Origin of the sequence: Streptomyces sp. NPDC059989 (assembly GCF_042736975.1) — a bacterium.
Lineage (GTDB): Bacteria > Actinomycetota > Actinomycetes > Streptomycetales > Streptomycetaceae > Streptomyces.
The window spans coordinates 40,124-53,738 of record NZ_JBHWUO010000028.1; the positions used below are offsets into that span (position 1 = coordinate 40,124).

Annotated in this window: 11 protein-coding genes and 1 pseudogene; 4 read left to right on the plus strand and 8 right to left on the minus strand. The window is 71.2% G+C overall.

What is annotated here, in order from left to right:
- Positions 1 to 32 precede the first annotated feature (32 nt).
- From ACFWBN_RS24385 to ACFWBN_RS24410, 6 genes are read right to left on the minus strand one after another with little or no spacing between them, the layout of a single operon-like run.
- Complete coding sequence (locus tag ACFWBN_RS24385) at positions 33 to 1,112, minus strand: hypothetical protein (protein ID WP_385179032.1); 1,080 nt, start codon at positions 1,110 to 1,112, stop codon at positions 33 to 35.
- A 26-nt stretch (positions 1,113 to 1,138) separates the two neighbouring features.
- The gene (locus ACFWBN_RS24390) at positions 1,139 to 1,861 is read right to left on the minus strand and encodes a type I-E CRISPR-associated protein Cas6/Cse3/CasE (protein WP_385179033.1); all 723 of its coding nucleotides are present in this window, start codon (positions 1,859 to 1,861) and stop codon (positions 1,139 to 1,141) included.
- Positions 1,858 to 2,703: a type I-E CRISPR-associated protein Cas5/CasD gene (gene cas5e, locus ACFWBN_RS24395; RefSeq protein WP_385179034.1), complete on the minus strand. Its 846-nt coding sequence runs from the start codon at positions 2,701 to 2,703 to the stop codon at positions 1,858 to 1,860. The genes ACFWBN_RS24390 and cas5e overlap by 4 nt, the downstream gene beginning before the upstream one ends.
- A complete protein-coding gene (locus tag ACFWBN_RS24400) occupies positions 2,700 to 4,052 on the minus strand; it encodes a type I-E CRISPR-associated protein Cas7/Cse4/CasC (RefSeq protein ID WP_385179035.1) in 1,353 nt (450 codons plus the stop codon). The genes cas5e and ACFWBN_RS24400 overlap by 4 nt, the downstream gene beginning before the upstream one ends.
- Positions 4,049 to 4,699, minus strand: coding sequence for a type I-E CRISPR-associated protein Cse2/CasB (casB, locus tag ACFWBN_RS24405; RefSeq protein ID WP_385179036.1), 651 nt, complete (start codon positions 4,697 to 4,699; stop codon positions 4,049 to 4,051). Before casB ends, ACFWBN_RS24400 begins: the two co-directional genes overlap by 4 nt.
- Positions 4,696 to 6,294 (minus strand): type I-E CRISPR-associated protein Cse1/CasA, encoded by a 1,599-nt coding sequence (locus ACFWBN_RS24410; RefSeq protein ID WP_385179037.1) that lies wholly within the window; start codon positions 6,292 to 6,294, stop codon positions 4,696 to 4,698. Before ACFWBN_RS24410 ends, casB begins: the two co-directional genes overlap by 4 nt.
- A gap of 231 nt (positions 6,295 to 6,525) precedes the next feature.
- Between ACFWBN_RS24410 and ACFWBN_RS24415 the strand changes: the two are divergent.
- From ACFWBN_RS24415 to ACFWBN_RS24425, 3 genes and pseudogenes are all read left to right on the plus strand, one after another.
- Positions 6,526 to 6,627, plus strand: a pseudogene (locus ACFWBN_RS24415) (AAA family ATPase); the annotation flags it as partial.
- 89 nt (positions 6,628 to 6,716) lie between these two features.
- Positions 6,717 to 7,442 (plus strand): leucine-rich repeat domain-containing protein, encoded by a 726-nt coding sequence (locus tag ACFWBN_RS24420; protein WP_385179038.1) that lies wholly within the window; start codon positions 6,717 to 6,719, stop codon positions 7,440 to 7,442.
- A 180-nt stretch (positions 7,443 to 7,622) separates the two neighbouring features.
- Positions 7,623 to 8,090, plus strand: a complete 468-nt coding sequence (locus tag ACFWBN_RS24425; protein ID WP_190109197.1) for a GNAT family N-acetyltransferase — start codon at positions 7,623 to 7,625, stop codon at positions 8,088 to 8,090.
- A gap of 401 nt (positions 8,091 to 8,491) precedes the next feature.
- On the opposite strand, the gene ACFWBN_RS24430 is transcribed toward ACFWBN_RS24425, so the two are convergent.
- Positions 8,492 to 8,671 (minus strand): hypothetical protein, encoded by a 180-nt coding sequence (locus ACFWBN_RS24430; RefSeq protein WP_385179039.1) that lies wholly within the window; start codon positions 8,669 to 8,671, stop codon positions 8,492 to 8,494.
- A 187-nt stretch (positions 8,672 to 8,858) separates the two neighbouring features.
- Here ACFWBN_RS24430 and ACFWBN_RS24435 point away from each other — a divergent pair, with 187 nt between their 5' ends.
- The gene (locus tag ACFWBN_RS24435) at positions 8,859 to 12,629 is read left to right on the plus strand and encodes a hypothetical protein (protein ID WP_385179040.1); all 3,771 of its coding nucleotides are present in this window, start codon (positions 8,859 to 8,861) and stop codon (positions 12,627 to 12,629) included.
- A gap of 219 nt (positions 12,630 to 12,848) precedes the next feature.
- Here the strand turns inward: ACFWBN_RS24435 and ACFWBN_RS24440 are convergent, their stop codons facing one another.
- Positions 12,849 to 13,538: a hypothetical protein gene (locus ACFWBN_RS24440; protein ID WP_385179041.1), complete on the minus strand. Its 690-nt coding sequence runs from the start codon at positions 13,536 to 13,538 to the stop codon at positions 12,849 to 12,851.
- Positions 13,539 to 13,615 lie beyond the last annotated feature (77 nt).

Consider the following 13,615-nt stretch of genomic DNA (forward strand, 5'->3'; position numbering starts at 1 on the left):
GGGTTCCGCTTCGCCGAGGCGGGAATCCGGGGTCAGCTGCCGAAGATCCGGGCCTCCGTACCGGGCCAGGCGAGGGTGACGCCTGCCCGGTGGCAGATCCGGTGCCATGCCTCCCAGTCCAGCGGAGGCCCTTCGACCCACAGCACCAGCTGGACACCGTCCTTGCGCTCGCGGAAGGAGTCCGCGTAGTGGAGGAGTTGGGCCAGGCCCGCGCGCAGTTGCGCGGTCTCGGCGCCCTTGGGCAGGGACTTGACCTCGGCGAGGATGAGGTGGCCGCCGGCGGAGTCGGTGATCGCAAGGTCGTACTCGGGATCGCCGGTCGGCGAGTGCGCGATCAGGCCGCGGTTCTGGGCCTCGCGGGCCAGCAGGTTCTGCAGGCGCGCGTGGGTGCGTACGGCGGCTGTGGTCAGGTCCGGGTCGGGCGCGGAGGCACGGGCCGGGCTCGGCGCCGCTTCCTCGTCCGCCTGTCGGTAGGAGACCCCGACCGATGTTGAGGTCTGCGCAGGCGGGAAGGGCATGGTGTCGACGCCGGGCAGGTGCTTGCGGATCAGCTTCTCCACCTCCGGCCGCCACTTGTTGATCGGCTGGATGGTGCCGACGGTGTGCCGCGCGTTCTGGGGCAGGACGTCGAGGTCCAGATCCGGGAGGAGCCAGTGCATCGGGCGTCGGCGGGGGAAGGCGTCGCCGTAGGAGGTGTACGTGGGCGGGCCTTCACCGACGACGCCCAGGTGCAGGCGGCGCCGCTTCGAGTCCGGGGTCACGACCCAGTCGCCGGGCTTCATCACCGTCAGGAACTGGCGCAGCTGGGTGATGTGTCGCTGCCTCTTGCCGTCCGGGTGGTGCGCGTACGCGACATCGATCTCTCGCCGGATCTCGTCGGTTTCGGCTCCCGGCCGGATCTCCCCGGCCTCGCGGAAGGACAGCGCGCAGTACTCGCCCTTCACCCACTCGTCAGCGGCGATCTCACCGGCTTTCCCGGGCATCAGCAGCCATATCGTGCGGATCGCGTCCAGCACGTGGTCCTCCTCGTCATCGTGTCGCGCCTCGAAGATGATCACAGCGGCGCCGAGCACGATGGCCGGCAGGAGGCGCCGACTTTTGTCCGCGGACAAAAGTCGGCGCTCCCGCAACGGGCCTGTCAACGCGTCAGGACGAGCCCGCAGCTGTACGCCCTGGCGTGGCCGAGGCCGTTGGAGAGGGTCTCCACCAGGGCTTCCGGGTCGGTGACGGTCAGCGAACCGCGGATTTCCGCGCGGGCGATGCGCAGGCCCTTGTGCGGGGCGGGGCTGGAGACCGTGGGCAGCATGCGGATCCCGAGGGCCGCCGGGTCGGCGGTGGCGCCGATCCGGATCACGCCGTTCTCCGCCTTCGACGGCTCGCCCTCGGCCTGGAGGCGGCGCACGAACCAGTTCTTGACGTGCTCGGGATTGCTGTGGGGGACCCGGGCCCCGCGCACCTTCTCCGAGACCGGCTTGCCCGACGGCTTGCTCCGGGTCGGGTTGACGACCGTACGGAAGCCGAGGACGTCCCCGGCCCTGAGGGTGCGGTCCACCGTGATGGTGTGGGGCCTGCCGGTGAGCGCGGCCCGGGGGATGCGGCTCCAGTCACCCGGTACCCGTGACTGCACGACCAGTACGAGGGCCGCCGCCTTGAGGTCCACCGACCACGTCGACAGGATCCCCATCTGGGAGCGGGCACTCGGATCGCCGTCCTCGACCCAGCCGCGAAATCCGCTCATCACCGTGCGGTGCATGTCCTGGGCGTCCACGAGGGACTTCGCGGCGTACGGATGCCGGGCGTCCATGGTCAGGACGGTGTGCGTGGCGACGAAGCGGGCCGCCGTGGTGCGTGTGGTGGTCACGGGATGATGTCCTCCCAGTCGGCGGCGGTCGGGGCGATGGTGATGCGCGTACGGGATTCCCAGCGCGTGGTGTGGACCCGGCGGGCCGGATCGAAGCTGACCGGCTGGTCGTTGACGGGGGACGCCCCCGGAGCTCCGGGCGCGGTCTGGATCCAGGCCCAGGGGCGGTGCCCGGGCACGGGTTCCTCCGGGCCCGGCAGCAGCCGCTTGGCGGAGAAGGCCTGGGCGAGGGTGCCGGGCAGGATGCCGGCGGCCAGCGTGCCGGAGGGCGGGCAGGACTTGCGGCCCAGCCACAGCAGCTGCTTCGGGTGTTCCAGGGCGTGGGCGATCTCCTCCAGCCGCCCCCGGTCCTCGTGCTGGAGCCCGGCCAGGAACGCGGCGTCCGACAGGTACCAGCGCTCGGTGATCAGCGCCGTGCGGGAGAGCTCGCCGGAGACCAGGGCCCCGGAGACCGGATCGGCGGCGATCTTCTTGGGAGCCCCGTACCAGCCGGCCAGCTCGTGGTGGCCGAAGCCCCCGCCCGTGGCCGCTTCCATGCTCGCCGAGACGGCCGCGGCACGCCGGTGGTCGGTGATGATGTCGCGCGGGCGCAGCGGGTACCGGCCGGCGCCGACGGAGTGGTAGTCCCGTACGGGTGTGCCCGGATGGTCCGCGCGGACGCCGAAGGCGAGCTCGGCCAGGTCGTCCACGGCGTCGGTGCGCTCCCGGCCCAGGGCCGCGGCGCACAGGCCGATCACCGCCGACTTGGTGGGCCGGCTGTGGGTGTCGCGGCGCGAGAACCGGGACACCGCCCCCCAGGACTGCAGGGGAGCGGCGAGCCGGACGAGCAGGACGTGCGTCACGCCGTCAGCTCCTCGATGGACGTCACGGGCGTGGCGCCGAGGGCATCCAGCTCCTTGAGCAGGCCGTCGATCTGAGGGTCGTACGTGAGGACGCGCCCGGCCCCGATGTCGGCGCGGCGGCTGCCGACGAAGACGTGGTGGGCGAGGAGCCGCTTGACCGCGGCGGGGCCGGCCGGGCCGTCGCCGCCCTTGTCCTCGGGGTTCTCGTCGATGGGCTTCTGGAAGGCGCCGGCGTAGTTGTACGGCCGCTCGCCCTCGAAGGCGAGGACCAGGGCGGGCAGCGATCCCGTGGAGGCGGTCGAGTTCTTCTTCGCCTCGGGGAAGGCGTCGACGAAGGCGTTGACGAACTCCGCCTCGGCCGCCACCGAGGCCTCCTCCGCCGCCTGCTCGCTCATGCCGGCGGCCCGGAGGTTGTTGCGCAGCCTGACGCGGTCGAGGACGGCGTGCCGGTAGAAGGTCCCGGAGATCAGGGACTGGTAGCCGGTCATGCCGGCCCCGGAGTCGTCGGCGGCGTCCAGGAAGTCCAGGGCGTTCTTCTTCCGGTCGAGTTTGGCGTCGTCGGCGGCCGCGTAGAAGTCGTCGACCTGCTCCGCCTCGTGCACGGTGAAGGCGTGGCTGCTCTGGACGGCGCCGTCCACGTTGGGGGAGTCGGCGATCTCCGCGAGGAAGCGCCCGTAGAGCGCGATGTCGATGGCGTCGCGCGGAGCCAGGGCGGTGAGGACCGCGGCGCGCGTCGCGGGCGGCAGCGCGGGCAGCGACTTCGTGTCGGCTCCGCCGTCCGCGGCCTCGGATTCGGCGCCCGCGGCATCGGCCGCCTTCCTGGCGCCCCTCTTGGCCTTTACGGCGCCGGCCGTCTGCGCGGCCAGGTACCCGGCCGTCCAGGTCCGGATCTGCTCCTCCTGCTCGGCGATGTGGGCGGCGATCAGGGCACCCGCGTCGGAGGGGGCGAACAGCAGCACCTTGGTCAGGTTCGCCACGGTCTTCTTCGCGGGATCACCGAACTTCAGCCCGGTGGCCTCGATGACCGCGCGGGCCGTCCTGACCGCCTCGTCCTGGTCCCAGCCGTGCTCCGAAGCCAGGGCGCGGGCCGTGATCAGCGCCCACTCACGGGTACGCAGGCCCGTGCTGTGCCCGGCCAGTGCGCCGACTCCCGCGTTGGCGCGGCCCCGGGCATGGACCCGCTCGGCCCGGCGGCGGGCCTGGCTCGTGATCATGTGGCGCTCGGCGCCGCCGTAGACGATCGACTTGGGGGAGCCGTTCTCGTCGCGTACGGGCAGCACGGCGACCAGGGTCTCCAGCAGGTGGAGGGAGAGGAACGGGCTACCGGCGAAGGGGGCGTTGCTGGTCACTTGATGGTGCCCTTCTTGATCGTGTCGGCGGTCTTGTCGCTCTTCCCGGTGCTGCGGGACCGAGTGGGAGGCGTGTGGAAGTCGACGGCCCAGTGGTAGGAGACGCGCGCCTTGCGGTCGTTCCACCGGACGAGGTCGTCGGCGAGACGGGCCCACGAGGGCGGCTTCTGGTCGCAGGCGCGGAGCCGCTGGACCGCGTGCTGGAGGTGGCGCCACGGGATCCGGCGGCTGGCGACGATCCGGTCGATCAGGCGGGCCGCCCCGGGGTCGTCCGGCCCGCGCCCGACGCCGCCGCCGATCCGGCGGGCGGCGTCGCCCAGGCTGCCGAAGCCGTACGAGGGCTGGGACTTGCCCCGGTGGTAGACCGCGAACAGGAAGGCCACCTGCTCGTAGACCTCGCGCTGCTCGGGGTTGAACCAGCCGGCCCGGATGTGGGCGTTCGTCCGCGTGCGCGGCCGGCGCAGTTCCGCGAGCTGCCCGTACTCGCGGTTGCGTACGAGGGTGGTGAGCCAGGCCGCGAGGCGCTCGGCGGGGGGCTTCTCCTCCCAGGCCTCGAAGTCCTCGTCGCGGGCGGCGTCGGCGGCCGGCCGCGGGGAGGGGAGTGCCGCCTCCGTGGCCTCGCCGGGGTTTTCCGTCCGGTTGCTCATGCTGTTTCCCCCTGGAGTTCGGCCGGGGCGCTGGGATGTGCCGTCTCGTCGTCGAAGCGACGCAGGGCCGCGGCCCGTGCCTGGGCTCCCCGGGAGTTCCTCGGCAGCGAGTCGAGGCGCTCGGTGAGGAACTTCCCGGCGGCGGCCAGGACCGTGGAGCCGTAGTCGCGGAGGCACTCGTGGACGTCTTCTCCCGCGGCGGTCTCGTCCAGCAGGATGTTGAAGGCCTCCTCCGTCGCCTCCCAGTGCATTGCGCGCGCGTCGAACCGGGCGATCTGGCCGGCCTTGTCGGCGGGCTTGGGGTTCGGGTAGGCGACGGCCCAGGCCGCGTAGGCGGCTTTCGCCAGGCTGGTGGCGACGTGCTCGGCGATCAGAGAGCCGCGCTTGGAGGCGAGGTACAGCTCCGCCTCCAGCCCCGGGGCGAAGGGGAAGACGCCGGAGACCCAGGTGATGGCGGTGGTCTGCTTCGCGACGAGTCCCACCGCCCACAGGTTGATGGTGCGGGAGGAGGGCCGGCCGGGTCCCGGTTCCGGTCCCGGGAGGGCGTCGGCTCCGGGGAAGAGCGCCAGGCGGCGGTAGAGGTCCATGCCCTTGTCCACCGCGCCGGGCCGGTCGAGGTCCGCGACGGCGGCGTACAGGGCGTGGGCGTCACGCCACAGGGCCCTGGTCGCCGATGCCCACAGGGGCTTCCTCCTGCCGTCCGCCGTCAGGGCGTAGACCGCGTCCTGGAGGTGGACGGGCTGCAGGTCCAGGAGTTCGCCCGCGCCCATGAGGACCCGGTCGACGGCGTCCCCGTCGGCCGTCGGGCGCATCAGGACGGAGCGGCCGAGGTAGCTGTGGAGGTCCGCCGGGCCGCTCACGGGACGGCCGTCCGGCTTGGTCCGGAAGCCCCGGCGCTGCTGGGGCCCGGCCGTCCAGGAACGGTTGAAGGCGCCGGGGAGCCCGGCGGACGGGGTCAGGTTGAGGCGGAGGGTCTCGCCGAGGGTGGCGCCGAGCGCGACGACGCGGATGCGGCTGCTGAGGCGTCCGATGGCGAGGTTGGTGATGGTCGGCCCGAGCGTCTCCTTGCCGGAGATCCGGGCCCGGCCGGCGGGCCCGTACACGTGCTGCGTGAGCATGGCCCGGAACGCCTCGGCGACGGGTAACGGCGCCGGATGCTCCAGGTGGTGGTGGTCGAAGAACTGGTTGTAGTCGCCCACGTGCTCGATCACCAGCTGTGCGGGGCCCGCACCGTGCTGATCGAGGAAGGGGGCGAGGAGCGCGTTCTGGCCGAGCGGCTCGGTGGGGTGGAAGAGGTCCCACACCTCGTCGTCCGGCCGGCCCGCGAGCCACGCGGCGGCCTGGTCCAGCGGGTGCTTCTCTTCCACCCACTTCCGCCACTGGGAGGCGGTGGCCGGGTAGGTCTCGGACGCGTAGCAGATGGCCAGCAGGTATTCGAGGAGAGCGACCGTCTCGCCGGGGGTGGACCCGGTCAGGGTCAGCAGGTCATCGGCCTGTTCGAGCAGGGCGGTGAGGCTCAGCTCGACCCTCTCGCCCTTCGATGTCAGTGCCTCGGCGCATGCTTGGTGGCGAGGGTCCCACCGGGGACGTATCACCCCGCGGGGCAGGGTGTGTGATTCAGCCAAGGTGCATCGTTCGCTCTCTGCTCATAACGGTTCCCTGCTGGAATGAGGCAGGAACGTAGCACGGGGGCGAGGACGCCATGCCGGGTTTGGGAAACGTCAACACCCGTTCCTGAATGGGGTGTTGGGGGAAGGCCGGCCGGGACGGGACGTCGGCGCAGGACGGCTCCGAGCGGTCTCCCGGACGGCTCGGTGACCCGTCGTTCGGTCGTCGACCGCCTCACTTTCAACGGCACCATCATCGAGACCGGAACCGATTCCTACCGCCTCGCCAGCACCCGAGCCCGCGCCGAAGCCGCGGCCAGTCGATCTTGCCTTGACTGTCTGCTGGCCCCGTCGCCGCCGAGGGAGGTCCCGGACGAGAATCGGAGCCCAGGACGGTTGACGAAGGGGAGATGGCCGTGAGGCACACACTGAACTTGTGGCGTCAAGAGCTCGGAGAGGTGCCCGAGTCGGTTTGGCGGAAGACCGATCTCCATGTGCTGATCCTCGCGGACAACGGACTCATAGCCCTCCCGCCGGACATCGGGCAGCTCCACCGGCTGAAGACCCTGGACCTGGGCCACAACGCGCTGGCCTCGGTGCCCGAAGAACTCGGCAAGCTGACCGAGCTCAGCGACTGCCTCTACCTGCACGACAACCAGCTGTCTCGGATCCCCGACTCCCTGGGAAACCTGACCCGGTTGCGTTACCTCAACGTCGGTGAGAACTCCCTCACCACCCTGCCAGAGACCATCGGTGGGATGGGCAGCCTCATCGAGCTCAGGGCGCAGCACAACCGGCTCACCGCCCTGCCCGATGCCCTCGGCCAGCTCCGCTGCCTGCGTGAGCTGTGGCTCCGAGGGAACGCGATCGAGCACCTGCCGTCGTCGGCAGCCGAGCTGCACGAACTGCGCCACCTGGACCTACGCGAGAACTCCCTGACCGAGGTGCCGGAGTCACTGGCCGGCCTCCCACGACTGCGTCAGATCGACCTCCGAAGCAACCGCCTTTGCCAGCTGCCCGACTGGCTCGCCCTGATGCCATCGCTGGAGAAGCTGGATCTGCGATGGAACGAGGTCGATCCCTCCCTACCGCTCCTCAGCGAACTGGAGCGGCTGGGCTGCCTCGTCCTGACCTGACAGCGACGCCACCCGCAACTCTTCTTCACCTGGAGCGCGCCTACTTCCTGCTGCGGACAGAGCCTTCGACACGGTCCATCCTCCCAGGCCAGGAGTACACTCACTGAATTTGATCAGCTATCGGACGCCGCACTCGACGAAGTACCACGTCCTCGACCAGCCGCAGGAGCCACCACCGGAATGATCTCCCTCCGCGAAGTACTCGATAGTGATCTGCCCACCTTTTGGGAGCACCTCTCTGATCCCGAGGCGCAGCACGTGGCCGCGGTCACCAGGAAGTACCACTACGACAGGGCGCTCTTCGACAGCTACTGGGCCAGGATCCGTTCCAACCCCGATGTCCTGATGCGCACTGTGCTCGCCGACGATGAGGTGGTCGGCCATGCTGCGGTGTACGGGCCGCCGAACGAACGCGAGGTCACCTACTGGATCGGCCGAAATCACTGGGGCCGCGGCATCGCCACAGCGGCGCTCACGGTGCTGGTCGATCTCGTCAGAACCCGGCCGTTGCACGCCCACGCAGCAGCCGATAACGCAGGCTCGATCCGCGTACTGGAAAAGTGTGGCTTTGTGATCACCGGGCATGGCAGGGGCTTTGGCCAAGCACGCGGCGGTGAGATCGACGAAGTGCTCCTCGCTCTCACCTGAGATCCATGGGCCGCTCCGCCCAGCCTGGGAGCATCGCGGAGACACCCCGGGCTCCATCACCTGACAAGTGCCCCCAGCTTGAGGCAAGAAGATTCATCGGAATACCCGATCCTCCCAGGTCGGAGGAGCGCTCCTGCTTTTTGATCATGAGCAGACGTCGCACTCTGCTGAAAGCGCGAGGCTAGCGGTAAGGCCGCTCGGTCATGGGGCTCACCCGGAGGTGAGCCGCTTCATCCCCGCGCATGCGGGGCTCGGGGCGGGCTGTGCTCGTAACGGGGGCCATCCCCGCAGGTGGCGGGGTGCTGCGCTGGCGCAGAGAGTAGCGCGTGGCAGAAGGGGAAACCAGCCTGGCCGGAGCCAGGAGCAGCTTCCCCACACCCGGCCTCCGGCGGCCTGCCTGCCTACCGCGCGCCGCGCCGCCGCAGCAGGATCGTCAGCGTCGCCCGGGCGTCGCGCCGGCGCTCCGGGCTGCGGGAGAGCACCGACGACGCGGCGACCGTGACCACGGCTCCGGTGTAGGTGAGGCCGGTGACGGCGGTCAGTGCGGCCGCGTCGTGGAGTACGGACTGCAGGACGGACACGGAATCCCCCTCGGGCAAGGCGCCTCGGCGGTCTCGTCCGCCGGGCTTCGGTGCCACAGGTATCCCTCGGCGGGAGGTTCTCCGGCGATGTCCGGACGGCTGGAGGCCTCGTAAGTACGCTGGTCAGACGGGATATGACGAGGTTTCCGGCGAAGTCGTCGCCGGACAGGGGACGGAGACCGGTCAGTTGGCGGAGGGGGTCGAGGCGCCGAGCTTCGCGGCAGAGCTGCGGGAGCTGTACGAGGCCGCGGGCGGGCGCGAGGTCGGGTACAAGAAGCTCATCAGCCTCGGTGCGAAGCACGGGTTCGAGGTGCGCGACGCCACGATCAGCGACTGGATGAGGGGCCGTTCCGTCCCGTCCGAGGAGCACGAGACCTACGTGCTGCGGGTCCTGATCCCGGAGCTGGAGAGGCTCGCCGCGCTGCGCTCCCCGGTCCATCGGCGGGTCAGCCCCGAGGGGTGGCACTCGCGCCTGCGAGCCGCCCAGAAGCGGGGGAGAAGCAGACAAGGCGGCAGGGGCCCGCGCATCGATGCCGGCTCGCCCGGCCGCCTCTACGGTCATCCGGCCGAGGTCTGCCAGACCATCCTTCCCCGGGACTTCGTCGGCCGGGAGAAGGAGCTGGACGAACTGGCGGCCTTCGCGAGCGAACCGCCGGGCCCCAGCGGCGACTACCTCTGGTGGCAGGCCGACGCCTGGGCGGGCAAATCCGCGCTTCTGGCCTGGTTCGCCCTCCGGTACCTCCCGGCCGGGGTCGACGTGGCCGTGCACTTCGTCGCCGAGCGCCTGGGCACGAACCACCGGGACGACTTCCTCCGGGACATGACCGATCAGCTCGCTGCCGTAGCGGGGCGCAAGCTCACGCCGTCGCGTCCCCGGCGCCCGGACCAGCTGTTCGACCTCTACGAGGCGGCGGCGCGGGCGAGCGCGGCCCGCGGCCGGACCCTGCTGCTCGTGGTGGACGGCCTCGACGAGGACGCCGGGGCCGGTCCGGGCCGGCAGAGCATCGCGGCGCTGCTGCCCAGGCACCTGCCGACCGGCATGCGCGTCATCGTCGCCGGACGGCCGAATCCGCCCGTCCCCGACGACGTTCCCGCCGACCACCCCCTGCGCCGGCCCGCGGTCGTCCGCCGCCTCGCGGCCTCGCCCGCGGCCCAGGTCATCCGGGACATGGCCATGCGGGACCTGTACGCCCTGCTGGACGATCCGCAGGTCGGCTGCCACCTCCTCGGCCTGCTCACGGTGGCCCGGGGCGCCCTCAGCGGCCGGGAGATGGCCGAGCTGGTCGAGGTCCGCCCGTACGACGTGGACAAGAAGCTCCGCAGCGTCGTCGGCCGCAGCATGGCACCCGGTCACTCCGCACACATGGCCCCGCGCGGACAGGCCGAGGACCCCGGCCGGCTGACGTACGTACTCGCCCACGAGGAGCTGCGCCGGGCCGCGGTGGACGCCCTCGGCGAAGCGGAACTCGCCGGGTACGAGGCGCGGCTGCACGCCTGGGCCGACCGCTACCGGGACCAGGGCTGGCCCGAGACCACACCGGACTACCTCCTCACCGGATACACCCGCATGCTCCAGCACGGCGGGGACGCCGACCGGCTGGCGGCGCTCGTCCTCGACCCGGTGCGCCAGCTCCGCCTCGTGGACCGTTTCGGGGCGGAGATCGCCCTCACGGACCTGGACTCGGTCGCGGCGGCGCATTGGGGCGCCACCCCCGGCGACCTCGCCGTGGCGGCGGGCGCCGCCGTGTCCCGGGAGTTCCTCCTGCGGCACGTCCTGCCCCTGCCGCGGTCCGTCCTGCGTGCGGTCGCCCGACTCGGCGATCCCGGGTACGCGAGAGCGCTGGCACTGGCGGCGACGCACCCCTCCGCCAAGGCCGCTGCGCTGGTCGAGGTGGCCCTCGTACTGGCGGACAAGGGCCACGAGCAGGCCCCGGAAACCGCGCGGGAGGCGGCGGTATGGGCGGGCACGGGGCGCCGACAGGTCGTGTCCCTGCCCGGGGACGAGGACGAGGAGGAGGCGGTCGCCGCCCGGGCGGCGGTAGCCCTGATCGCGACAGGGCAGGAGGAGGCCGGCCTGGAGCTCCTCCGTTCGACATGGGGGCTGGGCACGGCGAGGTACGAGGCCTGGGCAGAGGCGGCCCGCCGGCTGCGGCCGCACGACCCGGCACGGGCGGCGGAACTCCTCGACGAGATGGAGGAGCGGGCCGAGGACCTCGACGACAGCCACCACCACGGCTATCCGGACGTCCGGGTCGTCCGGATCCAGGTCTGGGCGATCCTGGCAGCCGCTTCCCCCGACCGGGCGGACAGGATCCATGACCGTGCCCTCGATCACGCGCGCGACGTATGGGAGAAAGCACCGACGCTGGAGAACATCGGCATCCTCGCGGCGGTCGCCTCGATGCTGGCGGACGCCCGGCCCGAGAAGGCCGCAGCCGTGGCGGAAACGGCGAGGCAGTACGTCGAGTCGGTCTGTGGGGACGCCGGTTCGATGTCGACGGCGGACCGCTCCCACATGGACCTGGCGTTCGAACTGACCCTTGCACAGCTCGTGCTGGCACTGGACGACACAGGGTTCCCGATGGAGCAGACGCGCCGTCTGCTGGACGCGGTACCCGAGGAGTTCCGTACGACGTACACAGGCCTCTACGAGAGGGACGTAACCGCTCTCGCCCGCACGGCTGTCGACAGGATCGAGGCCGGCGACGCCCACGAGGGCAGCGGCTTCGTGGAGATCGACCGGACCGAGGCGGGAAGGCTGGCCGACGAGGCCATCCGGCTGGCAGGCCGGGGCAGGCACGACGAAGCGAAAAGCCGACTGGGTGAGGCCCTGGAGCTGCTGCGGGCCGCCGGCTCCGGCAAGCTGCTCCCGACCTTCTGGCTGCCTGCTCTCGTGGACGCGCTCGGACGGATCGGCATGCCCGTGGACGCCGAGGAACTCGCCGCCCGGCTGACCCGCACGAGAGAGCGGGCGCGTGCCCTGGCCGCGCTGTCCCTGGCCCACGCGGATGCCGGGCGCGCGCTCGACGCACGGAGGACGGCCTTCGCTGCCGCCGAATGTGCCGGTTCGGATCCTGACGCATGGGCTGCCGCGGCGCAGGCGCTGGCCTGGGCAGGCGCAGGTGTCGACGCTGTCGGACTCATCGCCCAGGCGGATCCCTCGGAGTCCTCGGAGCGCAGGACAAGAGCGGCCTGGCGGCGGCTGAACGCCCGGCAGGCCCGGATCGCCGTTGCCGAGGGAGTCGCCGCGCACGAGCCGGCCATGGCGGCAGCGCTCGTCGACGAGGAGCGGGAACGCCTGCTCGTCACCGCCGAACGGCCACGCGGGCTGGCCGACCTCCTGCCCGGGCTCGCCGAGCTGCTGCCCGCCGCGGCCGGGACGGAGGAGTCCTGCCGGGAGCGGCTGGAGCACGCGATCCGCTACTCCTTGGAGTACGCGAACGAGCCGCCGCCGGTGTGGCGGATCGAGACCGTCCTCGTGGACGCCTTCCTGCGGATCCGGGCCGGGGAGGACGCCACCGACCGGCTGGACTGGCTGGACCGGCCGATGCGAGCCGACTCTCCGGACTTCCTGCCGACGGCCGGCTTCGCCGTGCTCCATGCGCTGCTCGGCGACACCGCCGAGGCGTGGCGGGTCGCGGACCGGCTGGCGATCCCGGCGCGCCGCGCGGTCGCGTTCGCGGCCGTCGCGGGGTACTTGGCCCGGGTGCCGGTCCGCGTAACCGCCCACAGAAGGTCGGTGGATGGGGACCCGCTGACCCACACGATCCGGGCCCTCGCGCTCGCCGCCTCCGCGCAGACCCCCGGCGACGAGCGGGCTGCCGCCCGGTTCGTACGGCAGGCCCTGGAGGGCGACGGCTGGCACCACGCCCTGCCGGTCCTGGCCCGGATCGCGCCCGAAGCGGTCGTACGGGTCCACGACATCGCCCTCGCGCACCTGCGGAGCGGAGCACCTTAAGGACCCCTGCCGACGGAGAACGGCGCCGGACCGGGTGCCCCTTGGTCTAGCGTGGAGGTCGTCACCTCAACGCTCCGCAGGTGCGGGGATGAACCCAGGTCAGACAGGCCGGTCACATTCCCGCCTCCTGCGCCCCGCACCGATGGGGATGAACCCGTCACCGTGAGCAAAACAAGGAGCGATTGGTGACTGCTCCCCGCGCATACGGGGATGGCGGCGTCATTCTCTTCGGGACGGCGTGCCCTGGTAGTGGCCCAGATACTTCTCCATCTCGGCGTCGAGTGACGCCTCACCCCCGCCGTTCACGGCGTGCCAGAGACAGTTCTCAAGCCAGAAACGGTAGGCAAAGCCCTCGAAGGAGGGAGCACACCAAAGGATCCCTGCCTTCTGAGCGGCAAGATCGTCCAGGTTGCTCTCCGGCTGGCAGTCCTCCGAGTCCCGTGCTTCGTACTCATACTCGTAGTCGAGGTGGGAATTGACCACGAAGACCTCGCCGGACGGGCGCAAGTAGAGGTACCAGAGAACGCAATCCTGCTGATCGCGGAAGAACCGGACGAGGAACGCCCCTGGCTCAACGGGGCTGGGCAGCGGCCCGGAGAGACTGCTCCAGCACCCGGTCACCGACACCGCGTCCAAGGATTCCCGCAGACTCGACGACGAGTAGAAGGTGACGAAGTCCTCCGGTAGCGCCAGTCCCTCGATGGCCAGCTTCTCTTCCAGCAGCCGCAGTTTCGCGGTCTGCTCGGCGACGCAACCTCCTGCGTCACCCAGCCACTGGAATGCGCCCGTGAACCGCTTCTCGTCCAGAGGAGGCAGGGTGGCGTACGGATACATCTCGTACGTATAGCGGCAGGGGCGGTGGTTGCCGAGATCTGTCGCGCACCAGACAGCATCAAAGTCGATGCCCATCGCCGGCAGCTCCGTTCGTCAGAGGACGTGAGTTCGAAAGCATGTCACTCGTGTCTGACATCGCCGCCGGATCCGGG